The organism is Streptomyces sp. AC627_RSS907 (assembly GCF_019049165.1).
Map to the genome: position 1 here is coordinate 20,314 of NZ_JAGMUE010000042.1, position 23,149 is coordinate 43,462.

General features: G+C 71.6%; 21 protein-coding genes, 1 pseudogene and 1 riboswitch. Of the genes and pseudogenes, 7 read left to right on the top strand and 15 right to left on the bottom strand.

Going from position 1 to position 23,149, the window contains the following annotated elements; translation table 11 throughout:
• Nucleotides 1-5: 5 nt before the first annotated feature.
• Both KUM32_RS43405 and KUM32_RS11290 read right to left on the bottom strand, forming a co-directional pair.
• Nucleotides 6-234: pseudogene (locus tag KUM32_RS43405) on the bottom strand (spermidine/putrescine ABC transporter substrate-binding protein); the annotation flags it as partial.
• Nucleotides 235-418: 184 nt separating this feature from the next.
• Entirely contained in the window at nucleotides 419-1,858 is a 1,440-nt protein-coding gene (locus KUM32_RS11290; protein ID WP_217141720.1) for a gamma-aminobutyraldehyde dehydrogenase, read from the bottom strand.
• A gap of 212 nt (nucleotides 1,859-2,070) precedes the next feature.
• Between KUM32_RS11290 and KUM32_RS11295 the strand changes: the two genes are divergently transcribed.
• The 6 genes from KUM32_RS11295 (at nucleotide 2,071) to KUM32_RS11320 (ending at nucleotide 7,946) form a co-directional block, all read left to right on the top strand.
• Nucleotides 2,071-2,586 (top strand): Lrp/AsnC family transcriptional regulator, encoded by a 516-nt coding sequence (locus KUM32_RS11295; protein ID WP_217141721.1) that lies wholly within the window; start codon nucleotides 2,071-2,073, stop codon nucleotides 2,584-2,586.
• 2 nt (nucleotides 2,587-2,588) lie between these two features.
• Nucleotides 2,589-3,962: an aspartate aminotransferase family protein gene (locus KUM32_RS11300; RefSeq protein ID WP_217141722.1), complete on the top strand. Its 1,374-nt coding sequence runs from the start codon at nucleotides 2,589-2,591 to the stop codon at nucleotides 3,960-3,962.
• 294 nt (nucleotides 3,963-4,256) lie between these two features.
• Nucleotides 4,257-5,033 (top strand): ABC transporter ATP-binding protein, encoded by a 777-nt coding sequence (locus KUM32_RS11305; RefSeq protein WP_217141723.1) that lies wholly within the window; start codon nucleotides 4,257-4,259, stop codon nucleotides 5,031-5,033.
• Complete coding sequence (locus tag KUM32_RS11310) at nucleotides 5,015-6,391, top strand: hypothetical protein (protein ID WP_217141724.1); 1,377 nt, start codon at nucleotides 5,015-5,017, stop codon at nucleotides 6,389-6,391. The genes KUM32_RS11305 and KUM32_RS11310 overlap by 19 nt, the downstream gene beginning before the upstream one ends.
• Before the next feature lie 153 nt (nucleotides 6,392-6,544).
• On the top strand, nucleotides 6,545-6,952 hold the full coding sequence (locus tag KUM32_RS11315) for a VOC family protein (protein ID WP_217141725.1): 408 nt from the start codon (nucleotides 6,545-6,547) through the stop codon (nucleotides 6,950-6,952).
• A 262-nt stretch (nucleotides 6,953-7,214) separates the two neighbouring features.
• Nucleotides 7,215-7,946 carry an LAETG motif-containing sortase-dependent surface protein gene (locus KUM32_RS11320; protein WP_217141726.1) on the top strand — a complete coding sequence of 244 codons (732 nt, stop codon included), beginning with the start codon at nucleotides 7,215-7,217 and terminating at the stop codon, nucleotides 7,944-7,946.
• Between the two features lie 64 nt (nucleotides 7,947-8,010).
• Here KUM32_RS11320 and KUM32_RS11325 read toward each other — a convergent pair whose 3' ends face one another.
• From KUM32_RS11325 to rpsB, 10 genes are all read right to left on the bottom strand, one after another.
• Nucleotides 8,011-8,850, bottom strand: a complete 840-nt coding sequence (locus KUM32_RS11325; RefSeq protein ID WP_217141727.1) for a maleylpyruvate isomerase N-terminal domain-containing protein — start codon at nucleotides 8,848-8,850, stop codon at nucleotides 8,011-8,013.
• A 25-nt stretch (nucleotides 8,851-8,875) separates the two neighbouring features.
• Nucleotides 8,876-9,895, bottom strand: coding sequence for an ABC transporter ATP-binding protein (locus KUM32_RS11330; RefSeq protein WP_217141728.1), 1,020 nt, complete (start codon nucleotides 9,893-9,895; stop codon nucleotides 8,876-8,878).
• 2 nt (nucleotides 9,896-9,897) lie between these two features.
• Nucleotides 9,898-11,499, bottom strand: coding sequence for an iron ABC transporter permease (locus KUM32_RS11335; protein WP_217141827.1), 1,602 nt, complete (start codon nucleotides 11,497-11,499; stop codon nucleotides 9,898-9,900).
• Between the two features lie 56 nt (nucleotides 11,500-11,555).
• Complete coding sequence (locus KUM32_RS11340; protein ID WP_217141729.1) at nucleotides 11,556-12,644, bottom strand: thiamine ABC transporter substrate binding subunit; 1,089 nt, start codon at nucleotides 12,642-12,644, stop codon at nucleotides 11,556-11,558.
• 79 nt (nucleotides 12,645-12,723) lie between these two features.
• Nucleotides 12,724-12,829: riboswitch (TPP riboswitch) on the bottom strand.
• Between the two features lie 44 nt (nucleotides 12,830-12,873).
• Entirely contained in the window at nucleotides 12,874-13,980 is a 1,107-nt protein-coding gene (gene rlmN, locus KUM32_RS11345) for a 23S rRNA (adenine(2503)-C(2))-methyltransferase RlmN (protein WP_217141730.1), read from the bottom strand.
• Nucleotides 13,981-14,129: 149 nt separating this feature from the next.
• Nucleotides 14,130-15,278: a phosphatidate cytidylyltransferase gene (locus KUM32_RS11350; RefSeq protein WP_217141731.1), complete on the bottom strand. Its 1,149-nt coding sequence runs from the start codon at nucleotides 15,276-15,278 to the stop codon at nucleotides 14,130-14,132.
• A complete protein-coding gene (frr, locus tag KUM32_RS11355; protein WP_217141732.1) occupies nucleotides 15,278-15,835 on the bottom strand; it encodes a ribosome recycling factor in 558 nt (185 codons plus the stop codon). The genes KUM32_RS11350 and frr overlap by 1 nt, the downstream gene beginning before the upstream one ends.
• 181 nt (nucleotides 15,836-16,016) lie before the next feature.
• Nucleotides 16,017-16,775: a UMP kinase gene (gene pyrH / locus KUM32_RS11360; protein WP_031039590.1), complete on the bottom strand. Its 759-nt coding sequence runs from the start codon at nucleotides 16,773-16,775 to the stop codon at nucleotides 16,017-16,019.
• Between the two features lie 206 nt (nucleotides 16,776-16,981).
• On the bottom strand, nucleotides 16,982-17,818 hold the full coding sequence (gene tsf, locus KUM32_RS11365) for a translation elongation factor Ts (protein ID WP_217141733.1): 837 nt from the start codon (nucleotides 17,816-17,818) through the stop codon (nucleotides 16,982-16,984).
• 93 nt (nucleotides 17,819-17,911) lie between these two features.
• Complete coding sequence (gene rpsB, locus KUM32_RS11370; protein ID WP_217141734.1) at nucleotides 17,912-18,811, bottom strand: 30S ribosomal protein S2; 900 nt, start codon at nucleotides 18,809-18,811, stop codon at nucleotides 17,912-17,914.
• A gap of 271 nt (nucleotides 18,812-19,082) precedes the next feature.
• Here rpsB and KUM32_RS11375 point away from each other — a divergent pair, with 271 nt between their 5' ends.
• Nucleotides 19,083-19,721: a M23 family metallopeptidase gene (locus KUM32_RS11375; protein ID WP_217141735.1), complete on the top strand. Its 639-nt coding sequence runs from the start codon at nucleotides 19,083-19,085 to the stop codon at nucleotides 19,719-19,721.
• Between the two features lie 178 nt (nucleotides 19,722-19,899).
• Here KUM32_RS11375 and KUM32_RS11380 read toward each other — a convergent pair whose 3' ends face one another.
• From KUM32_RS11380 to dprA, 3 genes are all read right to left on the bottom strand, one after another.
• A complete protein-coding gene (locus tag KUM32_RS11380) occupies nucleotides 19,900-20,457 on the bottom strand; it encodes a TetR/AcrR family transcriptional regulator (protein WP_217141828.1) in 558 nt (185 codons plus the stop codon).
• Nucleotides 20,458-20,619: 162 nt separating this feature from the next.
• Complete coding sequence (gene whiG / locus KUM32_RS11385) at nucleotides 20,620-21,462, bottom strand: RNA polymerase sigma factor WhiG (protein ID WP_217141736.1); 843 nt, start codon at nucleotides 21,460-21,462, stop codon at nucleotides 20,620-20,622.
• Between the two features lie 283 nt (nucleotides 21,463-21,745).
• Entirely contained in the window at nucleotides 21,746-23,059 is a 1,314-nt protein-coding gene (gene dprA, locus KUM32_RS11390) for a DNA-processing protein DprA (protein ID WP_254405386.1), read from the bottom strand.
• Nucleotides 23,060-23,149 lie beyond the last annotated feature (90 nt).

Here is a 23,149-nt window from a genome sequence, read left to right on the forward strand (position 1 = left end):
CGCCTCGGCCGCCGGGCGGGGTCCTCGTCGTCGGTGTCGATGGAGAGCGGCCAGCTCGTAGAACGGCCGGTTCGCCCGGACCAGCCGCCTGTCCCGCGCGGAGCGGTCGGCGGCGGCCCGGTCCCCGGGTGCCACGTACGCGGCGGGCACCCCGCACCCGGCCGGCCCGCCGGGCAGCGCGGCCGTGCCGAGGAGGAGAGAACGACGGGACGGGGAGCGTGATCGCAACGGCATCCCGGCAGCATGCCGCCGTACCGGACGCCGTCACCATCGACGCCCCGCCGAGCGGGCCCCCACGCCGACACCCTGCCGGACTCCGCGAGGCAGACGCACCCGACGGGGCGGCGGGGAACCGCGCGACCGGCCACGACGGACCGGGCCGCCCACGGTCTCCCGCCGCCCGCGGCGGACCGGCGTATCAGGCGTCCAGCGACGTCATCACGTGCTTGATCCGCGTGTAGTCGTCGAAGCCGTACGACGACAGGTCCTTGCCGTAGCCGGACTTCTTGAAGCCGCCGTGCGGCATCTCGGCGACCAGCGGGATGTGGGTGTTGATCCACACACAGCCGAAGTCCAGCTTCTTGGACATCCGCATGGCCCGGCCGTGGTCCTTGGTCCACACCGAGGAGGCCAGCGCGTACTCGACGCCGTTGGCCCACTCCACCGCCTGGTCCTCGTCACGGAAGGACTGGACGGTGATGACGGGGCCGAAGACCTCCTTCTGGATGATCTCGTCGTCCTGCTTGAGGCCGGAGACGACCGTCGGGGCGTAGAAGTAGCCCTTGTCGCCGACCTGGTGGCCGCCGGCCTCGACCTTGGCGTGGGCGGGCAGGCGCTCGATGAAGCCCGCGACCTGCTTGAGCTGGTTGGGGTTGTTGAGCGGGCCGTACTTGACGTCCTCGTCGTCCGGCTGACCGGTCTTGATCTCGGACGCGGCCTTCGCGAGCGCGCTCACGAACTCGTCGTGGATCGACTCGTGGACCAGCACGCGGGTGGCCGCCGTACAGTCCTGGCCGGCGTTGAAGTAGCCCGCCTCCGAGATGCCCTCGACGGCCTTGGGGATGTCGGTGTCCTCGAAGACGACGACCGGCGCCTTGCCGCCCAGCTCCAGGTGCACCCGCTTGAGGTCCCTGGACGCCGACTCGGCGACCGACATGCCGGCCCGCACCGAGCCGGTGATGGAGGCCATCGCGGGGGTCGGGTGCTCGACCATCAGACGGCCGGTGTCGCGGTCGCCGCAGATGACGTTGAAGACGCCCTTGGGCACGATCGAGCCGATGATGTCGGCCATCAGGACGGTGGACGCCGGGGTGGTGTCGGACGGCTTCAGGACGACCGTGTTGCCCGCGGCGAGCGCCGGGGCGAACTTCCACACGGCCATCATCATCGGGTAGTTCCACGGCGCGACCTGCGCGCAGACGCCGATCGGCTCGCGGCGGACCATGGAGGTCAGGCCCTCCATGTACTCGCCCGCGCTGCGCCCGTCCAGCATCCGCGCCGCACCCGCGAAGAAGCGGATCTGGTCGACCATCGGCGGGATCTCCTCGGACCGGGCCAGCCCGACGGGCTTGCCCGTGTTCTCCACCTCGGCCGCGATCAGTTCCTCGGCCCGCTCCTCGAACGCGTCCGCGATCTTCAGCAGGGCCTTCTGCCGCTCGGCCGGGGTGGTGTCGCGCCAGGCCGGGAAGGCCGCGGCGGCGGCGGCCATGGCGGCGTCGACGTCCGCCTGCCCGGACAGGGGCGCGGTGGCGTAGGCCTCGCCCGTGGCGGGGTTGACCACCTCCGTGGTCCGTCCGTCGGCGGCGTCCCGGAACTCACCGTCGATGTAGTTGCGCAGACGACGCAGCTCGGTGCTCACTGCCGGCCCTCCAAGTTCGATGTCTACTTCGGATCTCTTGCGGATCTCTCGGGTTCGGACCGCTCAGCTGTCCAAACACTGAGACACCCACCCTAGACGGAGACCCGACGTTTTCAACACCCCCACTCCCCTCTCGATTGCGAAATCCGCAGCCTGAAAGGACGCGCACAACGGATTTCATCGGTTCGACCTTGCGAAACTGTCGATACGTCGTGCACAGTGGAGTCGTGGCCAGTCGAAGCGCAGACCAGAGGGACTCCCGCGAGTCCAGGAACGGCGGTCCCCAGTTGGACGCCGTCTCCCTCGCCATCATCGAGCAGCTCCAGGAGGACGGCCGCCGGCCGTACGCCGCCATCGGAAAGGCCGTCGGCCTGTCGGAGGCGGCCGTGCGCCAGCGCGTCCAGAAGCTCCTCGACCAGGGCGTGATGCAGATCGTCGCCGTCACGGACCCGCTCACCGTGGGCTTCCGCCGCCAGGCGATGGTCGGTGTCAATGTGGAAGGCGACGTGGAGTCCGTCGCCGACGCGCTGACGGCCATGTCCGAATGCGAGTACGTGGTGATGACCGCGGGCTCCTTCGACCTGATGGTGGAGGTCGTCTGCGAGGACGACGACCACCTTCTGGAGGTCATCAACCGACGCATCCGGGCCGTCCCCGGAGTGCGCTCCACCGAGAGCTTCGTCTACCTGAAGCTCAAGAAGCAGACCTACATGTGGGGAACCCGATAATCGTGAGTACCGACAACCCCAAGGACCTCAGCCGGACCGCGTACGACCACCTGTGGATGCACTTCACCCGCATGTCGTCGTACGAGAACGCCCCCGTCCCCACCATCGTCCGCGGTGAGGGCACCCACATCTACGACGACAAGGGCAAGCGCTACCTCGACGGCCTCGCCGGCCTCTTCGTGGTCCAGGCCGGACACGGCCGCCACGAGCTGGCCGAGACCGCCATGAAGCAGGCTCAGGAGCTCGCCTTCTTCCCGGTGTGGTCCTACGCCCACCCGAAGGCAGTCGAGCTGGCCGAGCGCCTCGCGAACGAGGCCCCCGGCGACCTCAACAAGGTCTTCTTCACCACCGGCGGCGGCGAGGCCGTCGAGACCGCCTGGAAGCTCGCCAAGCAGTACTTCAAGCTGACCGGCAAGCCCACCAAGCACAAGGTCATCTCCCGCGCGGTCGCCTACCACGGCACCCCGCAGGGCGCCCTGTCGATCACCGGTCTGCCGGCCCTGAAGGCCCCCTTCGAGCCGCTGGTCCCCGGCGCGCACAAGGTGCCGAACACCAACATCTACCGCGCCCCGCTCTTCGGCGACGACCCGGAGGCCTTCGGCCGCTGGGCCGCCGACCAGATCGAGCAGCAGATCCTGTTCGAGGGCCCGGAGACGGTCGCGGCCGTCTTCCTGGAGCCCGTGCAGAACGCCGGCGGCTGCTTCCCGCCCCCGCCCGGCTACTTCCAGCGGGTGCGCGAGATCTGCGACCAGTACGACGTCCTGCTCGTCTCGGACGAGGTCATCTGCGCCTTCGGCCGCCTCGGCACGACCTTCGCCTGCGACAAGTTCGGCTACGTCCCGGACATGATCACTTGCGCCAAGGGCATGACCTCGGGCTACTCCCCGATCGGCGCCTGCATCATCTCCGACCGCCTGGCCGAGCCGTTCTACAAGGGCGACAACACCTTCCTGCACGGCTACACCTTCGGCGGTCACCCGGTCTCCGCCGCGGTCGGCGTCGCCAACCTCGACCTGTTCGAGCGCGAGGGCCTCAACCAGCACGTGCTCGACAACGAGGGCGCCTTCCGCGCCACCCTGGAGAAGCTCCTCGACCTGCCGATCGTCGGCGACGTGCGCGGCAACGGCTTCTTCTACGGCATCGAGCTGGTCAAGGACAAGAACACCAAGGAATCCTTCAACGACGAGGAGACCGAGCGCGTCCTGTACGGCTTCCTGTCGAAGGCGCTCTTCGACAACGGCCTGTACTGCCGTGCCGACGACCGCGGCGACCCGGTCATCCAGCTCGCCCCGCCGCTGATCTCGAACCAGGAGACCTTCGACGAGATCGAGCAGATCCTGCGCGCGACGCTGACGGAGGCGTGGACGAAGCTCTGACCACGGCGAAGCCCCGATCATCCTTCTGGATGATCATCACCGGCCCCGGTGCCGTCCGTTCGAGTGAGAACGGCGGCCCGGGGCCGCGTGCTGTCCGGCTTCCCTCGCGGCGACTCCATACCGTGCCCGTGACTCCTCCTCTCTCGTCGGACGACAGGGATCCCTGTCGGAAAGCCCGGTCGGCACAAGTGCCCTGCAGGCAGCAACCAGGACCGTGACCGCCAGTCCTCGCCTTCGTTCCCCCGTACGGGGGAATCAGTACGGTATTTCTGATCAGAACCGAGGTGTACGCCCATGGAGGCTCCGCCGGACAACGACGTGCTCTGGGCCCGTGCCCTGCGCTTCCAGCACCACGACGGCTCCCCCGCGCTGCAAGGCGTGTCGATCGGCGTCCACGAGGGCGAGATCCTCGCCGTGACCGGCCCGCGCGGCAGCGGCAAGACCACGCTGCTGCGGTGTCTGGCCGGGCTGACCAAGCCGCAGGACGGTGAGGTGTGGTTCAACAGCGTGCCGGTGCACACCATGCGACCGCTCCGCCGGGAGCGACTGCGCCGCGACCGCTTCGGCTGGATCGACCCCGCCCCCGTCCTCGTCCCGGAACTCGACGTCTGGGAAAACGCCGCCCTCCCTCTGATGCTGCGCGGCACGGGCCGGCGCCGGGCCAAGACCTCCGCCCTGGAGTGGCTGGAGCGCCTCGACGTCGGGGACAAGGCCCGCCGACGCCCCCACGAACTCCAGCAGGCCGAGCGGCAGCGCGTCTGCATCGCCCGCGCGCTCGCCGTCGCCCCCGCGGTCCTCTTCGCCGACGAACCGACGGCCCCCCTGCACCTCGCCGACCGCGCCCACGTGCTGCGGACGCTCACCACGGCGGCCCGCTCGCACGGCATCACCGTCGTCCTCGCCACACACGACGCGCAGACCGCCGCCCTCGCGGACCGCACGGTGGCGCTGCTGGACGGACGGCGGGTGCGGACCGTGCACCTGCCCCCGGTCACCGGGGCCGCGCAGGACACGGGGGCCGCCGACACCTCCGGAACGGAAGGCCGGGCGGCGTGCTCGCTCTCCGCCTGATCCGCGCCGCCCACCTCGCCGTCCAACTGCGCCGCTTCCTCGTCACGGTGGCCTCGGCGGGCACGGGCTTCCTGCTGCTGTGCGCCCTCGGCCACGCGATGAGCCACCCCGACGCGCCCGGCCCCTCCGCCCTCCGGCTGGCCTGGTGCGCGGCCCCCCTCACCGCCACGGTGTACCTCGCCGTCGCGGTGGCCCGCGCCGATCCCGGCGCCCGGCCCCGCCCCGGTCTCTCGGCGGTCGGCCTGGGCCCCGGCCGGCTGATGGCCGTCTCGGCGACGGCCACGGCCCTGGCCGGCGCGCTCGGCTCGGCGTTGGCCCTGCTCCTCTTCCTCCACCTGCGCGGCGACCTGACGGGCAGGCCCCTCGACGGCACCGTGCCCGACGCCCTGGCCGTCGGCCTGCCCCTCCCCTTCCCCGCGGCTCTGACCCTGCTGGCCCTGGTACCGGCGACCGCGTCGGCAGCCGTGGCCCTCACCCTGCGCCCCCGAGAGGCCCGGCCCGTCCCCGCCACCCGGACCCGCGGCTACGGCCGCTTCGGCGCGTACGGCTGGAGCGCGGCCCGCGAGACCTTCGGCGCGTACGGCCGCTTCGGCGCCCGCCAGGCCCCGGCACCCGCGCGCGGCGAGGCCGCCCGGCCCGACGCCGGGGATGCCTCCCCCGAGGAAGGCACGCTGCGGACGCGGACCGACCGCCCCCCTGCCCGGGCCGCGACGGACGTGCCACGGCCCGCGCCGGACGCCGGGGCCGGCCCCCGGCCCACGACCCGCCCCCAGAACAGCACCACCCTCCCCTGGGGCATCGCCGTACTCACCGCGGGCCTGTCCGTGGAGAGCTGCGCCGGCAACACGGCCGCCCCCGCCCCCGGCACCACCGCTTCCGCCGGCGTCCTCATCGGCTGGGCGCTCACCGCCCTGGGCCTCGCCCTGGCCGGCCCCGGCCTCACCCACCTGTGCGGCCGCGTGCTCCAGGCAGGCCGCCCCGGCGCCCTGCGCCTGCTGGCCGGCCGGGTCCTCATGGAGGAGTCGAGCCGTATCGGCCGCCCGCTGGGCGTCGTCTGCGCCGTGGCGTCCGTGGCCTGCACGGCGGCCCTGCTGTACGAGTCGGACGGAGCGGCCCTCGGCCCGCTGAGCAGCCTCGGTGCCCTCCTCGTCGCGGGATGCGCGGTGGCCACCCTGCTCACGGCGGCCGTCGAGACCAAGCAGGCCCGCACCGACACCACTCAGGCCCTGCTGCGGCTGGGCGCACCCCGGGCCGTGCTGCGCGGCGCCGCCGCCGTACGCGCCGGGTCGCTGCTCGTCCTGTTCGGCCCCCTCACCCTGATCGTCGCGGCACTGGCCTCCCTGCCGCTGATCCACTGACGGCGCACCCGGCGCCGCGGTGCGGCGGTGCCCCGGTGCGGCGGGAAAAGAATTTCGAAGAAATCCCCGAACCCGCGATGAGTTCCGCGCGCCGCTCCCGTCCTACCTTGCGAACGGCGTCACACCAGCGTGACCCCGACGGGAGAGGCCCCCATGTACCAGCAGATGATCTTCGTGAACCTGGCCACCAACGACCTCGACGCCTCGAAGAAGTTCTTCACCGACCTCGGCTACGAGATCAACGCCGAGTTCAGCGACGACACCACCGCGTCGATCCCGCTCAGCGAGACCATCGTCGTGATGGTGCACACGCCCGAGAAGTACCGGATGTTCACGAAGAAGGAGATCGTGGACTCCACGAAGTCCAGCGAGGTGCTGATCGCGCTGAGCGCCGAGAGCCGCGAGAAGGTCGACGAGCTGGTGGAGAAGGCGGTCGCGGCCGGCGGCACGGTCAGCGGCGAGACCCAGGACCACGGCTTCATGTACGGCCGCGCCTTCGACGACCTCGACGGTCACACCTGGGAGGTCGTGTGGATGGACCCGGCGGCCGTCCAGGGCTGAGACGCGGGCACGCCCAGCACGGGCGGGGGACACGATGCCGGGGGAGTCCCGATCGCGCCGGTCGGCTCGAGGGGCTCCCGCATCGATGAAACGTATCGGCGGTTAATAAGACGGCAAAGTCAACGTCCTGGGCAGGCATATGCGTTGACACTGCTTATGCACCGCTTATAGACCGGAGTCTCGTGGGCGTGCTGACGCCACATCACCACGCGTCAGCACCCTCTCCACCCCCCGCTTCTTGCTTCTCCCGTAAAGGACAAACGTGGCAGTCCTGTCCAGAATCAGCCGCACGGCGTCACGCCGTAGCGTTCGCGCCCTCGGCGTCGCCTCCGCCTCGGTGGCCCTGGCGCTCGGCGCCGCCGGCAACGCCCTCGCCTGCGACATCAGCGAGTTCTCCGCCGCCGCCAAGTGCGAAGGCGACAAGGGCGTCATCACCGTCACCGACGTGGACCCCGCGGGCATCCCCGCCACCGTCACCGTCTACCTGCGGAACAACGGCACCGACGAGAAGATCGGCGAGCAGACGGTCAAGGGCTCGCGCGAGGGCACCACCATCACCTTCGCCGCGGACTGGAAGCCGAACGCCGAGTACCGCATCCATGTGAAGGCCGACAAGTACGTCGACGAGGACATCAAGCCGAACCTCGTGACCCCGTCGACCCCCTGCAAGACGGAGGGCACGCCGAGCCCGTCCCCGTCGGAGAGCTCCTCGACCCCGGCCGAGGAGACCACGGCGCCGGCCCCGTCGCCGTCCGCCCCGGAATCCTCGCCGAGCCAGAGCACCGTCCCGGAGTCCTCGCCGAGCCAGAGCACCGCGCCCGCGGCCGTGACGAGCAACGCCCCGTCCCCGGCGGCCGGTGACTCCAGCCTCGCCGAGACCGGTGCGAACTCGAACACCGGCACGATCGTCGGCATCGCGGCGGCCCTGGTCGTCGTCGGTGGCGGCGCGGTCTTCTTCGGCCTGCGCCGTCGTGGAGCGAACAGCAGCCGCTGACGCCCCGCACATCGGTCCGTCACCGCGGTGGCCCGTCCCCGGCCGGGGGCGGGCCACCGCGGTTTCAGCCGAACTTCGCCTTCTCCAGCCAGAGTTCCAGCAGCTCGCGGTCGCCGACCACCTGGAGTTCCGGGGCGGACAGCGGCAACCGGCCGTAGAAGGCCAGCAGGACGGAGGTCAGCGGCCCCCGCAGCGTCACGGACGCCTTCTCGTGGCCACGGCGCCAGGTGACACCGTCCTCGGGTAGCTCGATCACCCTCCCCCACCCCTCGGACGCGGGGACCCCCGCACCGCTTCGCCCGGCATCGAGACCGACGGCGGTGTCGGTGGCGTGCAGGTGGATGCTCCGGCCCGGAGCCCGCAGCTCCCGCGCCGGCGCGTCCGGAAGGACCCGCTGCACGAACCGCACGATCTCCAGCCACTCGTCGACCGCGTCGGCCGCCACCTCGGCCGCGACCGCCTCGAACGGCCGGCCCGCCGCGAGGGCCGCGTCCGCCCCGTGGACGACGAGTTCGTGCGTCACCCGACGGGCCCAGAAGCCCGCGTTGTCGATCCCGGCCCACGACCACGCCCGCGCGTCCGGGCCCGCCTCCCGCAGCGTGTCGACGACCGCCGATCCCGACTCCGCCAGCCAGGCGTCCAGCGCGGTGGCGTCCCCTTGCGCCCCGGGGCCCGCCGATCCCGGCGCCCGGTCGAGCGGAACGTCCTCCTCGGCGCGGGTACGGACGATCAGTTCCGTCCAGCGCAGGGCACGGCCCACATGACGTACCAGGTCCTCCAGGGTCCAGTCCGGGCAGGTCGGCACGGTGGCGGACAGGTCGGCGCCGGAGGTGAGCACGGTCCGCAACCGCCCTACCTGGCGGGCGATCTCGTCGCAGTACCGATCGTGTGCGAGAAGCGTCATGGCCGTCAGCCTACGAGCGGCGACCTCACCCGAGCACGACGATTTCCGCCGGGTCGAACTCCACCCCGAGCGCGTCCCCCACCTCCGGCGCCGACCGCAGCGCGCACGCCGCCTCCAGGCGCGGCGCACCCTCGGGCTGGAGGTGCACGGCGACATGGGTGCCCCGGAAGGTGCGGGCGGTGACCGTGCAGCGCAGGCCCGCGTCGGCGGGCACCAGGCGTACCCCGGCGGGCCTCACCAGCAGGGTGTGCGTTCCCTGCGGGGCGTCCTCGGGGACCGGCACCTTGCCCCAGGGGGTGTCCGCGGCCTGCCCGGTGACGGTCGCCCCGACCACGTTGTCGAAGCCGAGGAAGCGGGCCACGAACGCGTCGGCGGGCCGCTGCCAGACCTCCAGGGGCGTCCCCGACTGGGCGATCCGCCCGTCCCGCATCACCACGACCCGGTCGGCCAGCGCGAAGGCCTCGCCCTGGTCGTGCGTCACGGCGAGCACCGTGGTGCCCAACCGGCCGAAAAGCTCCCGCAGTTCCACCACGAGCCGCTCCCGCAGCGAGCGGTCGAGCTGGCCGAGCGGCTCGTCCAGCATCAGCAGCCGGGGCCGGGGCGCGAGGGCGCGGGCCAGCGCCACCCGTTGCTGCTCGCCACCGGAGAGCGCGGCGACCGACCGGCGGGCGGCGCCCGGCAGCCCGACCAGCTCCAGCAACTCCGCCACCCGCTCGTGCTGCTCGGCACGGGACGCGCCGCGCACACGCGGCCCGAAGGCGACGTTGCCCGCCACGTCCCGCTGCGGGAACAGCTGGTGGTCCTGGAACATCAGCCCGACCTCGCGCCGGTGCGCGGGCACCCCGGACTGGTCCCGCCCGTCCAGCGTCACCCGCCCGGCGTCCAGCGGCTGGAGTCCGGCGACCGCCCGCAGCAGCGTCGACTTGCCGCTGCCGCTCGGCCCGAGGACGCAGACCACCTCGTGCTCGGCGACCTCCAGGTCGACGGCGTCCAGCACGGCCCGCGCGCCGAAGCGGACAGTAGCGCCCCGCAGGCTCAGCAGCATCCCTAGAACTCCCCGCTCCGGTCGGTCCGCAGCCGCTCCAGTACCACCAGGGCCACGGCGCACACCACCATCAGAATCGTCGACAGGGCCATCGCCTGCCCGTAGTTCATGTCCCCGGGCCGCCCCAGCAGCCGCGCCACGGCGACCGGCAGCGTCGGGTTGTCGGGCCGCGCGATGAACACGGTCGCCCCGAACTCCCCGAGCGACACGGCGAAGGCGAACCCGGCCGCGACCAGCAGCGCCCGCCGCACCATCGGCAGGTCGACCTCCCGCCACACCCGCCACGGCGACGCCCCGAGCACCGCCGCCGCCTCCCGCAGTCGTACGTCCACCGCGCGCAGCACCGGCAGCATGGTCCGTACGACGAAGGGCACGCCGACCAGCGCCTGGGCGAGCGGCACGAGGATCCAGGAGGACCGCAGATCCAGCGGGGGCTCGTCCAGCGCGATCAGGAACCCGAAGCCGACCGTCACGGCGGACACCCCGAGCGGCAGCATCAGCAGCGCGTCGAAGCCTCGGACGAAGCGGCCCGCGTCGCGCCGGGTGAGCGCGGTGGCGGCCAGCGCGCCGATCACCACGGCGATGGCGGTGGCGGCGACGGCGTACTGGAGGGAGTTGCCGACCGCCTCGATCGGCGGGACGAGGAACGCGCCGCCGTCCTCCCGGGTGAGCGCCCGGTAGTAGCCGAGGCCGGGCGCGCCCAGTGACCGCTCGACCAGCACGGCGAGCGGCAGCACCAGCAGCACGGCGACGGTGACCAGGACCCCGGCGAGCAGCGCCCACTGGCCGGTACCGCGCGGCCGGCGCGCGGTACCGGCGGCGTCCACCAGCCTGAGGGCCGTCTCCCGCCGCCGGACCGTCCAGGCGTGCACGGCGAGGATGGCGCAGACCGCCGCGAACTGGATCAGCGTCAGCACGGCGGCCGTGGACAGGTCGAAGACCTGCGAGGTCTGCCGGTAGATCTCCACCTCCAGGGTGGAGAAGGTCGGCCCGCCGAGGATCTGGACCACCCCGAAGGAGGTGAAGGTGAACAGGAACACCATCAGCGCCGCGGCGGCCACGGCGGGCGCGAGCGCGGGCAGGGTGACCTGCCGCCAGGCCCTCAGCGGGGACGCTCCGAGCATCCGCGCCGCCTCCTCCTGGCGCGGGTCGAGCTGCGCCCACAGTCCGCCGACGGTGCGCACCACGACGGCGTAGTTGAAGAAGACGTGGGCGAGCAGGATCGCCCACACGGTGGTGTCCAGCCGTACGCCGCCCAGCTCGTCGAGGAGCCCGCCGCGCCCGACCAGGGCCAGGAACGCCGTGCCCACGACGACCGTCGGCAGCACGAACGGCACGGTCACCACGGCCCGCAGCACCTGCTTGCCGGGGAAGTCGAAGCGCGCGAAGACGTACGCGCCGGGCAGGGCGATCAGCAGCGTGAGCGCGGTCGAGGCGAGCGCCTGCCAGGTGGTGAACCACAGCACGTGTCGGACGTCGGGCTGTGCCAAGACGTCCGCGATGCGCCCGAACCGCCAGGCCCCGTCCACCTCCAGTCCTCGCGCGAGGATGGCGGCGACGGGGTAGGCGAAGAACACCGCGAAGAACGCGACGGGCACGGCCATCAGGGCGAGCCGCGCCGCGCTCCCGCGCCACCGGGCGGTGGCGGTCTTGTCCTTGGTCACTTCAGGAGGAGCGAGGTCCACGACTTGACCCACTGGTCACGGTGGTCGGCGATCTTCTGCGCGTCCATGGTCTGGGGGTTCTCGGCCTGCGGCCCGTACTTCACGAACTCCGGCGGCACCTGCGCGGCCTCGCGCACCGGGTAGACGAACATGTTCAGCGGCATGTCGTCCTGGAACTCCTTGCCGATCAGGAAGTCGAGCAGCGCCCTGCCGCCCTCGGGGTTCTTCGCGTTGGTCAGCAGGCCCGCGTACTCGACCTGGCGGAAGCAGGTGCCGGCGGCGACGCCCGTCGGCGCGGTGTCCGGCTTCGGGTCGGCGTAGACCACCTCGACGGGCGGCGAAGAGGCGTAGGAGACGACGAGCGGGCGGTCGCCGCCGGCCTTCTTCCCGCCGGCCGAGCCGGAGAACTCCTCGTTGTAGGCCTGCTCCCAGCTGTCGACCACCTTGACGCCGTTGGCCTTCAGCTTCTTCCAGTACTCCTCCCAGCCCTTGTCGCCGTACTTCGCGGCGGTGCCGAGCAGGAAGCCGAGGCCGGGCGAGGAACTGCCGGCGTTCTCGGTGACGAGGAGGTCCTTGTACGCGGGCTCGGCGAGGTCGTCGAAGGAGTCGGGCGGGGTCAGCCCGTGCTCCTCGAAGTACGCCTTGTCGTAGTTGACGCAGATGTCGCCGGTGTCGATCGGCGTGACGCGGTGCTTGCCCTGGTCGACCCGGTACTCGGGGAGGATCATGTCGGAGCCCTTGGGCTCGTACGACTGGAACAGGCCGTTGTCGAGCGCCCGTGACAGCAGCGTGTTGTCGACGCCGAAGAAGACGTCGCCCTGCGGGTTGTCCTTGGTGAGGATGGCCTTGTTGACGGCCTGCCCGGCGTCGCCGTCCTCCAGGACCCTGACCTTGTAGCCGGAGCTCTTCTCGAAGGCGGCGATGACGTCCTTCGACGCGGCCCACGAGTCATGGCTGACCAGGGTCACCGTCTTGGGGTCGCCGGAGCCCTTGCCGTCGCCGTCGGACGACGATCCACAGGCGGCCAGGCCGCCGACCATGCCGAGCCCGACGACCAGGGCGGCGGCCTTCTTGGTGATGCTCACTGAATTCCTCCTGGGTGACCAGGAGAAGACGCGGCCCTGCCCGGAACCCCTGGTGAGGGTCCCGGGCAGGGCGCAACAGCTCGAGTGATGACCGATCTCCCTACCCAGAATGACCTGGGCCAGGTTCGGAGGGTCTGCGGCCGGTGCCGCACTCTCAGCGCTGTGGCGCTCCCCTGTCGGAATATGAAGATGTACTTCGGAATATGAAGTTGTACTGATGCCCGTCAGGTTACCGCTCGCTCGCGGCGAGCTGACCGCACGCCCCGTCGATCTCCTGCCCACGGGTGTCCCGGATCGTCACCGGCACACCGTGCGCCGCGATCGCCTCCACGAACGCCTTCTCGTCCTCGGGCCGCGACGCGGTCCACTTCGAGCCGGGCGTGGGGTTGAGCGGGATGAGGTTGACGTGCACGGGCCTGCCCTTGAGCAGCCGCCCGAGCCGGTCACCGCGCCAGGCCTGGTCGTTGATGTCGCGGATCAGCGCGTACTCGATCGACAGCCGGCGCCCGGACTTCGCCGCGTACTCGAACCCGGCGTCCAGGACCTCGCGCACCTTCCACCGCGTGTTGACGGGCACGAGCGTGTCGCGCAGCTCGTCGTCGGGCGCGTGCAGCGAGATGGCGAGGCGGCACTTGAAGCCCTCGTCGGCGAAGCGGTGGATCGCGGGGACGAGGCCGACCGTGGAGACCGTGATGCCGCGCTGGGAGAGCCCCAGTCCGTCCGGCTCGGGGTCGGTGAGCCGGCGGACGGCGCCGACGACGCGGTTGTAGTTGGCCAGGGGCTCGCCCATGCCCATGAACACGATGTTGCTGAGCCGGGCGGGTCCACCGGGGACCTCGCCGTCGCGCAGCGCCCGCATCCCGTCCACGATCTGGTGCACGATCTCGGCGGTCGACAGGTTCCGGTCCAGGCCGGCCTGGCCGGTGGCGCAGAACGGGCAGTTCATGCCGCAGCCCGCCTGGGAGCTGATGCACATGGTCACCCGGTCCGGGTAGCGCATCAGCACGGACTCGACGAGCGTCCCGTCGAACAGCTTCCACAGCGTCTTGCGCGTGGTCCCCTCGTCGGTCGACAGATGCCGGACGACCGACATCAGCTCGGGAAGCAGCGCCTCCTGGAGCCCCTGGCGGGAGCCGGCCGGGATGTCGGTCCACTGCTCGGGGTCGTGCGCGTACCGCGCGAAGTAGTGCTGCGAGAGCTGCTTCGCACGGAACGGCTTCTCACCGATCGCGGCGACAGCCTCCTTCCGCTCGGCGGGCGTGAGGTCGGCGAGGTGCCGCGGCGGCTTCTTGGCTCCGCGCGGGGCGACGAATGTGAGTTCTCCGGGCTTAGGCATGACCCAACCAGTGTCGCAGATCCACACGGGTGGCCGGTCGGCCCATGATCCGGCAGGTGTCACCCTTGGCCCTGGAGCCCCGTGGGCCGGACAGCGGTCGGGCCCCCGTCCCGCAGGAGGACGAGGGCCCGGCACGGTCGCGCGCGAGGTCAGCCCGAGCCGACGAAGATCACCAGCAGCAGCCACACCACCGGCGCCGTCGGCAGCAGTGAGTCCAGCCGGTCCATGATGCCGCCGTGGCCCGGCAGCAGCGTGCCCATGTCCTTGATGCCGAGGTCTCGCTTGATCATGGATTCGCCGAGGTCACCCAGTGTGGCGCTGACGGCGACCGCGAGGCCGAGCAGCAGGCCCTGCCACCAGGTGCCGTCGTCGATCAGGAACTGCATGCACAGCGCGCCCGCCGCCATCGCGAACGCCACCGCTCCCAGCAGACCCTCGCGGGTCTTGCCGGGACTGATGCGCGGGGCGAGCTTCGTCCTGCCGAAGCGCCAGCCGACGGCGTAGGCGCCGGTGTCGCTGACGACCGTCAGTATCAGGAAGACCAGGACCCGCCACGGTCCGTCGTCCGCCATCAGCATCATCGCGACGAACGTGGCCAGGAACGGCACGTAGAACGCCGCGAACAGGCCGGCCGTGACGTCCTTGAGGTAGCCCTCCGGCGGTGCGGTCATCCGCCACACGAGGACCGCCAGCGCCGTGAGCGCCATGGCGACCCACGCGCCCTCGGAGCCGCGCACGTACCCGGCGACGACCATCGCCGCGCCGCCGACCGCGAGCGGCACGAGGGGCGCCTTGATGCCCTTGCGTTCGTCCAGCCGCTTGGTCAGCTCCCACAGGCCCACCACGACGGCTATCGCGATGACACCGACGAAGGCGGCCTTGACGACGAACAGCGACGCGACGATCACCACGCCGAGCCCGACACCGACCCCTATCGCGGCACCCAGGTCGCGCCCCGCGCTCTTCTTCTGCGGCTGCGGCTGCGGGGCGTCGGGCATGGGCTCCGGATTCTGCGGCACCGCCCCATACGGCTGGGCCGACGGGTTCGCGCCGCGGTGCGTGTCGTCGCGCGACGGCTCGTCTCGGAACAGGGGACCGCTCAGCCGAGCGGCCCCCCGGTCGTCATCCTGGTCTCCGCCGTGGTCGGGTACGTCGGGCACTACGGGCATGGGGCGAGTCTGCTGCGCGTAGTGCGCATCGTACGCGGGACCCGCCGGGGCAACGCCCTGGACGGGTCCCTGGTCGGACGGCCCCCAGTACCCGGCTTGTGGCGGCGCTCCCCAGGAAGAGTCGTTCATCAGACCTCGAGCAGCTCCGCTTCCTTGTGCTTCAGGAGCTCGTCCACCTGGGCGACGTACTTGGCGGTGGTGTCGTCGAGCTCCTTCTCCGCACGGCGGCCCTCGTCCTCGCCGACCTCGCCATCCTTGATCAGCTTGTCGATGGCGTCCTTGGCCTTGCGGCGCACGGAGCGGATGGACACCTTGGCGTCCTCGCCCTTGGCCTTGGCGACCTTGATGTAGTCGCGGCGGCGCTCCTCGGTGAGCTCGGGGAACACCACCCGGATGATGTTGCCGTCGTTGCTGGGGTTGACGCCCAGGTCGGAGTCGCGGATGGCCTGCTCGATGTTGCGCAGCGCGCTCTTGTCGAAGGGCGTCACCACGGCCATGCGCGGCTCGGGCACGGAGAACGAGGCCAGCTGGTTGATCGGCGTCACCGCGCCGTAGTAGTCGGCCACGATCTTGTTGAACATCGCCGGGTGCGCACGACCGGTGCGGATCGCGGCGAAGTCCTCCTTGGCGACCACGACGGCCTTCTCCATCTTCTCCTCGGCCTCGAGGAGGGTCTCTTCGATCACCACTTGCTCCTGCGTGTCTTGAGTAGGCCCGGCTGCGGTTCCCTCTCGGGGCTGCGGCCGGCTGCGTCGCGTTCTTCCTGCACGGTTCCCGACCGGCGGGACATTGTCCATCCCCCGGCCCGGCCCCGTCCCGTCCGTCCCCCGGACAGGTGGCGTCCGCGGACAGGGGGTGGTTCTCCGGTCAGTCCCGGCTGCCTTGGTCACCCACAAGCGTGCCGATCTTCTCACCCTTGACGGCGCGGGCGATATTGCCCTCCTTCAAAAGCTCGAAGACCACGATCGGGAGGCTGTTGTCGCGGCAGAGCGTGACGGCCGTGGCGTCGGCGACCTTCAGGTCACGGGTGATGACCTCGCCGTACCCGAGCGCGTCGAACTTCACGGCGTCCGGGTTGGTCTTCGGGTCGGAGTCGTAGACCCCGTCCACACCGTTCTTGCCCATCAGCAGCGCTTCCGCGTCGATCTCGAGGGCGCGCTGGGCGGCGGTGGTGTCCGTGGAGAAGTAGGGCATGCCCATACCGGCGCCGAAGATGACCACGCGGCCCTTCTCCAGGTGGCGCACGGCGCGCAGCGGGATGTACGGCTCGGCGACCTGGCCCATGGTGATGGCGGTCTGCACGCGGCAGTCGACGCCCTCCTTCTCCAGGAAGTCCTGGAGGGCCAGGCAGTTCATCACGGTGCCGAGCATGCCCATGTAGTCGGAGCGGGCACGGTCCATGCCACGCACCTGCAGTTCGGCGCCGCGGAAGAAGTTGCCGCCGCCGATGACGACGGCGATCTGCGCGCCGTCGCGCACGACGGCCGCGATCTCGCGGGCGATGGCGTGCACCACGTCGGGGTCGACGCCCAGGCCCCCACCGCCGGAGAAGGCCTCTCCGGACAGCTTCAGCATGAAGCGGCCGCGTACTTTGCCGTCGTCGCTCTTCTCGGCCTTGGTGGTCATGGGAATCTCGCCTCTTTTACGTGGGTCACACACACGAAGAAGGCCACTGCCGGTGGGGGGCGTGATCGCATCCCATACGCGGCAATGGCCTCCTCGTCAGTTCTGCTGTCGCCCGCCGCCGCGCGCGGGTGCGCGGCGGCGGACGGCAACGGCGCGGACGACTGCTGTCGACCCTACCGGGGTCGCGCGTCCGTCGCGGTACGGACTCAGATGCCGACCTTGATGCGCGTGAAGCGCTTCAGGGTGACACCGGCCTCGTCCAGCACCTTCTGGACGGACTTCTTGTTGTCGAGCGCGTAGGGCTGGCCCAGCAGCGTGGCGTCCTTGAAGAAGCCGTTGAGGCGACCCTCGACGATCTTCGGCAGGGCGGCCTCGGGCTTGCCCTCGGCGCGGGTGGTCTCCTCGGCGACGCGGCGCTCGGACTCGACGACCTCGGCCGGGACGTCCTCCTTGGAGAGGTACTTCGGCGCGAAGGCGGCGATGTGCTGGGCGACGCCCTTGGCGATCTCGGGGTTCGGCTTGTCCAGCTCGACGAGGACACCGATCTGCGGGGGCAGGTCGGGCATCGTGCGGTGCATGTACGCGGACACGAAGCCGCCGGAGAACTGCGCGAAGCGGTCCAGGACGATCTTCTCGCCGAGGTTGGCGTTGGCCTCGTCCACGAACGCCTGGACGGTCTTGCCGGGCTCGATCTCGGAGGCGAGCAGCGCCTCGAGGTCGGCCGGGGCGGCCTTGGCGACGTGCTCGGCGATGGCCGTGGCGACGTTCTGGAACTTCTCGCCCTTGGCGACGAAGTCCGTCTCGCACTTCAGCTCGACGAGGACACCCGAGGTGTTGTCGTCGGCGATGATCGAGACGACGGCACCGTTCTCGGCGGAGCGGCCCTCGCGCTTGGCGACGCCCTTCTGGCCCTTGATGCGGAGCGCCTCGACGGCCTTCTCGACGTTGCCCTCGGCCTCGTCCAGCGCCTTCTTGCAGTCCATCATGCCGGCGCCGGTGAGCTCACGAAGCTTCTTGACGTCGGCGGCGGTGTAGTTCGCCATGATTCCGGAATCTCTCTCGAAGTCGGAAGATCTACGGGCCGACGGCGGGGGCTGGTGGGCCCCCGCCGTCCAGTACCCGAAGGGGGTGAGGGGTCAGGCCTGCTCGGCGTCCGCGGCAGGCGCCTCGGCGGCAGCCTCGGCAGGGGCCTCGGCGGCGGCCTCAGCCGGAGCCTCGGCGGCCTCGGCCGGCTTCTCGGCGGCACCCTCGGCGTCCGCCTTCTTCTCGCCCTCGAGCAGGTCGCGCTCCCACGCGGCCAGCGGCTCGCCCGCGGCCTTGTCGCCCTTGCCCTCGGTGGCGACACCGGAACGGGCGATGAGGCCCTCGGCGACCGCGTCGGCGATCACACGGGTGAGCAGGGTGACGGAGCGGATCGCGTCGTCGTTGCCCGGGATCTTGTAGTCGACCTCGTCGGGGTCGCAGTTGGTGTCGAGGATGGCGACGACCGGGATGTTGAGCTTCCGGGCCTCACCGACCGCGATGTGCTCCTTCTTGGTGTCCACGATCCAGACGGCGCTGGGCACCTTGGACATCTCGCGGATACCGCCGAGGGTCTTCTCCAGCTTGGCCTTCTCGCGGGAGAGGACCAGCAGCTCCTTCTTGGTGAGGCCGGAGGCGGCCACGTCCTCGAAGTCGATCTGCTCGAGCTCCTTCAGGCGCTGCAGGCGCTTGTAGACGGTCGAGAAGTTGGTGAGCATGCCGCCCAGCCAGCGCTGGTTGACGTAGGGCATGCCGACGCGGGTGGCCTGCTCGGCGATGGCCTCCTGCGCCTGCTTCTTCGTGCCGACGAACATGACCGTGCCGCCGTGGGCGACGGTCTCCTTGACGAACTCGTAGGCGCGGTCGATGTACGACAGCGACTGGAGCAGGTCGATGATGTAGATGCCGTTGCGCTCGGTGAAGATGAAGCGCTTCATCTTCGGGTTCCAGCGACGGGTCTGGTGACCGAAGTGGACGCCGCTTTCCAGCAGCTCCCGCATCGTGACGACGGCCATGGCCGTATCTCCTTGAGTTCTCGGTTGTGCCGCGCGAGCCGGACGGCTCCCGCGCCTGACGCCCGCGATGCGCCGTGCCGCAAGGGACCGAGGGGCGCTGACACGGACCTGGAACGGCCTCGTGTCGGGGCGTGCGAAGTCGACCCGGTGACCCGGATCGCCATCAGAAGTGTACGGGACCCGCGGGGTACCGGGTGACGCGGCTGTCCACAACCGGGGCGCGGTCCACAGCGCCGGGTGGTGACGGCCCCGGTCGCGCAAGGGTTCTCCCATGCGTGTGAGGCGATGTGCGAGTGCGTGTTCAGGGGTGGCGCTGCTGCTGACCGTCCTGGCTCCGGGCCCGCTGCGACCGCCGCCGACGGTGCCCGCGGTGGCGGCGGCGGTGTCCGTGCCGGTCACGGGCACCGGGCGGGTGCCGGACCCGGCGGTGCCGGCCGTGGCCCGCCACTGGCCTGTCGGCACCCGGCCCGCGGTCACCCGGGGGTGGGAACCCCCGGCTACGCCGTACGGCCGGGGCCACCGCGGCGTGGACCTCGCCGCGGCGGCCGGAGCCCCGGTACGGGCGGTGGCGGCGGGAAGGGTGTCGTTCGCGGGGCGGGTGGCGGGGAGGGGCGTCGTCTCGCTGGAGCTGACGGGAACGGGGACGGGGACGGGCGAGCCTCCTCTGCGGACGACGTACGAACCCGTCGAGGTGTCGGTGGCGAAGGGCGACGAGGTCGCGGCGGGCGAGGTGCTCGGCACGGTCGGGGCGACGGGCTCCCACTGCGTGGGCTGCCTGCACTGGGGCCTGCTGCGGGGCGACGTCTACCTCGACCCGCTGTCCCTGCTCCCGCCGTGGCTGCTGAACGGGGGGCCGTCGAGACTCCTGCCGGTCCTGGGTGTGCCCTTGCCCGAGCGGCCGCGGGCCTGACCGCGGCCTCTCCCCCGCGCCCGAACAGCTTGCGAGGTCCCCGTCGGCGGCCCGGTCCCCAGCGGCGGCAGGAGGCCGGCGCGCTCGGCACCCCGTGGCGCCGGGCCGCTCCCCCGCCCCGGGACGAGGACACCGGGCGCGCGGCCGGCACGCAGGGCGTCAACCGCCCTCCGGGTGGTCAGCCCCGCACGCCCCGCAACGCCATGGAGACCGCCGCCCGCGTGATCTCCGTCGGCTCCTCCGCCGCCCCCAGCTCGATCCGCCGCACGGCCGCGTCCACGACCCCCTGCAGCAGCATCGCCGCGAGTCGCGGCTGGGCGTGCCCCATCTCCCCCAGTGCCTCGACGATCATCGCGATCAGCCCGCCGTGCGCCGCCCTGATCTTCTCGCGCGCGCCGGCGTCCAGCTCGCTCGCGGAGATGGCCACGACGGCCCGGTGCCGCCGGTCCCCGACGAGGTCGAGCTGCTTGCGCACGTACGCCTCGACCTTCCCCTCGGGCGTCGTCTCACGCTCCATCGCCGCCTCGACCTCCGCGGCCCAGACCGGGAAGTCGACGGCGCACAGCTCCTCGACGACCGCCGCCCGCGACCGGAAGTACTCGTAGACGGACGACCGGGCAAGACCCGTCCGTTCGGCGAGGGCGGGGAAGGTCAGCGCCTCCGTTCCGCCGTCGGACAGCAGGGAGCGTGCCGCGTCCAGCAGGGCGGCACGCTGCATCGACCGGTGCTCGGCCACGGAGGCCGCTCGAATCCTTGGCACGTCACCACTTTACGGACGCGCCACCCCGCACGGGAGTCACTCACCCGGCGGCACGACCGCCGAACGACCGTCGAACGACCCCGGAAGGAGACCCCGACGGGGGCGCCGACCGGGCTGGCCGTCGGCCGTAATAGCAGGTCAGCGACCGAATCCCGCCAGCTTGGCCCGCAGTTGCAGCACCGACTTGGTGTGGATCTGACTGACCCGGCTCTCGGTGACGCCCAGCACGTTCCCGATCTCGGCGAGCGTCAGCCCTTCGTAGTAGTACAGCGTGACGACGGTCTTCTCCCGGTCGGGCAGCGTGTTGATCGCCCGCGCCAGGAAGCGCCGCAGTTCCCGGTCCTCGGCGATCTCGACCGGGTTGTCGGCGGCGGTGTCCTCCAGCGTGTCCATGAGGCTCAGCCGGTCCCCGCCCTCGCCCCCGGCGTGCAGCAGCTCCTCCAGCGCCACCACGTTGGCCAGCGACAACTGGCTGAAGACCGCGTGGAGCTCCTCGACCGCGATCCCCATCTCGACGGCCACCTCGCCCTCCGACGGGGTCCGCCGCAGCCGGGCCTCCAGGGTCGCGTACGCGCGCTCCACGTTCCGCGCCTTCTGCCGCACCGACCGGGGGATCCAGTCCAGTGCCCGCAGCTCGTCGATCATCGCGCCCCGGATCCGGGTGATCGCGTACGTCTCGAACTTGATCTCCCGGTCGATGTCGAACTTCTCGATCGCGTCGATCAGTCCGAACACGCCCGAGGAGACGAAGTCCGCCTGCTCCACGTTGGGCGGCAGCCCCACGCTGACCCGGCCCGCCACGTACTTCACAAGGGGCGAGTAGTGCAGGATCAGCTGTTCCCGCAGCCGCTCGTCCCCCGTCGCCTTGTACGACCGCCACAACTCGTCGAGCGTCAAGGGGGCGGACGGTCGCACGTTGCCACCGTCGCGGGCGGCTGGGGGGATCGCCGCCCGGTCGGACCCGGAGGTGTGCTGGGGCATTCGTCGCCTTGTGCCGTTCTGCCGTGATGTGCCTGGATGAGGCCGGTGGTCTGCTGTCTCGTTGTCGCCTGCTGTCGGCTCTCTGCGTCGGAATCCTCGTGAGCGTAGCGTGACTGGACCGTCGCGGTGTGCGAAGAGCGAGGCGGTGACCCTACGCAGATACGTTCCGCTGAACGCTCTACAGGGGGGACGATGATCGCTCTGGGTGATCATTGGAATACCCCAACTGCCAGAAAACCCAAGGGCGTAGGGGTTCCCCCAGACGGCCGAACACGCTGGGTCATCACCGGCTCCGGCCGCCGCGGACCGAGATCACCGTCTGGCGTGTCAACATCCAGCCATCGCCGTGTCGTTCGACGTAACCAAGTGCTCGAAGCTCGTACAGTCTCGCGATCGCGTCGTCCTCCGTGGTCTGGGCGCGTCGCGCCACCTCGGCCGCGGTCGCCGCGCCGCGCGCCGGGAGCCCGGCCAGCACCTGCCGGGCCCGAGGTTCCAGCAGGTCGGTGGGGAGCACCGGTCCGCGCCGGTCCGGGGGCAGCTCGCCCATGTCGCCGACCAGTTCGACGACCTCGTCGGCGTCGGTGACGAGCACCGCGTCTCCGCGCAGCAGCTCGTGCACCCCCGCGGACAGCGCGCTGGTGACCGGCCCGGGCACCCCCATCGTGTGCCGTCCCAGGCGCTGGGCCGCCCGCGCGGTGACCAGCGAGCCGCTGCGGTAGGCGGCCTCGACGACCACGGTGCCCCGGGTCAGCGCGGCGATCACGCGGTTGCGCAGGATGAACCTGCTCGGTGTCGGATGGTCGCCCGGCGCCAGTTCCCCGACGACCAGTCCCTGTTCGGCGATCCTGGTGATCAGTCCGGTGTGTCCGGGCGGGTAGGGACGGTCGACGCCGCAGGCGAGGACCGCGGCGGTGGCGCCGCCCGCCCCGAGGGCGCCCCGATGGGCGGCGCCGTCGACCCCGTAGGCGCCGCCGGACACCACGACCCAGCCGCGCTCGGCGAGGCCGGCGGCGAGGGTCGCCGCCATGTGGGCGCCGTACTCGGTGCAGGCACGGGCACCGACGACCGCCACCGACCTCAGCGCCCACATGCGCAGACTGGGCCGGCCGCGCACCCACAGCCCGAGGGGCCGGGCGTCCCCCAGGTCGTCGAGCTGCCCCGGCCACTCGGCCGTCCCGGGTGCCACGAAGCGTGCTCCCGCCGCCCGTGCGACGGCCAGGTCCCTGCGGGGCTCGGCCTGCGCGGCCCGGGCACACAGCCCGGCCCACCGCTTTCCGCTCACCCCCGGAAGCGCGCGCCCGCCCTCCCGCAGCCGCCGCGCCACCTCCACGACGCCGCGCTCCCGCACCCACCGTCCACCGGCCTCGTCGCCGGGCTCGATGACCCGGGTGAGGAAGACCCGGCCGAGCAACTCGTCGTCCACCCGGCCGTCCCGTCCCCTGCCCCCGCTCCCCGGCAGGTCGTCCCCGAGCACGCCATCGCCCCGGGGCACACCGTCCGTGGTCATGCCGTCACCTCCGTACGCACCGCCGCCCCCGGCCGGGCCGGCTCCCTCGCTCGCGCCCGCCTTGCCGGTCACGTCCGCCTTGCCGGTCATGTCCGCGTCCCCGGTCGGACCACCGCCGGGGGGCGGGCCGGCCCCCGGCTGTGCACCACCGCACCCGGACGCCTCCGCGTCCCGGACGGC

Excerpts from the sequence above, each read along its gene's own strand:
- tsf (WP_217141733.1), bottom strand. The coding sequence starts at position 17,818 with ATGGCGAACTACACCGCCGCCGACGTCAAGAAGCTTCGTGAGCTCACC.
- KUM32_RS11335 (WP_217141827.1), bottom strand. The coding sequence starts at position 11,499 with ATGGCCGTGCCCGTCGCGTTCTTCGCGGTGTTCTTCGCCTACCCCGTC.
- pyrH (WP_031039590.1), bottom strand. The coding sequence starts at position 16,775 with ATGACCACCAAGGCCGAGAAGAGCGACGACGGCAAAGTACGCGGCCGC.
- KUM32_RS11375 (WP_217141735.1), top strand. The coding sequence starts at position 19,083 with ATGCGTGTGAGGCGATGTGCGAGTGCGTGTTCAGGGGTGGCGCTGCTG.
- rpsB (WP_217141734.1), bottom strand. The coding sequence starts at position 18,811 with ATGGCCGTCGTCACGATGCGGGAGCTGCTGGAAAGCGGCGTCCACTTC.
- KUM32_RS11350 (WP_217141731.1), bottom strand. The coding sequence starts at position 15,278 with ATGAACGACTCTTCCTGGGGAGCGCCGCCACAAGCCGGGTACTGGGGG.
- KUM32_RS11325 (WP_217141727.1), bottom strand. The coding sequence starts at position 8,850 with ATGACGCTTCTCGCACACGATCGGTACTGCGACGAGATCGCCCGCCAG.
- KUM32_RS11305 (WP_217141723.1), top strand. The coding sequence starts at position 4,257 with ATGGAGGCTCCGCCGGACAACGACGTGCTCTGGGCCCGTGCCCTGCGC.
- dprA (WP_254405386.1), bottom strand. The coding sequence starts at position 23,059 with ATGACCGGCAAGGCGGACGTGACCGGCAAGGCGGGCGCGAGCGAGGGA.
- rlmN (WP_217141730.1), bottom strand. The coding sequence starts at position 13,980 with ATGCCTAAGCCCGGAGAACTCACATTCGTCGCCCCGCGCGGAGCCAAG.
- KUM32_RS11315 (WP_217141725.1), top strand. The coding sequence starts at position 6,545 with ATGTACCAGCAGATGATCTTCGTGAACCTGGCCACCAACGACCTCGAC.
- KUM32_RS11330 (WP_217141728.1), bottom strand. The coding sequence starts at position 9,895 with ATGCTGCTGAGCCTGCGGGGCGCTACTGTCCGCTTCGGCGCGCGGGCC.
- whiG (WP_217141736.1), bottom strand. The coding sequence starts at position 21,462 with ATGCCCCAGCACACCTCCGGGTCCGACCGGGCGGCGATCCCCCCAGCC.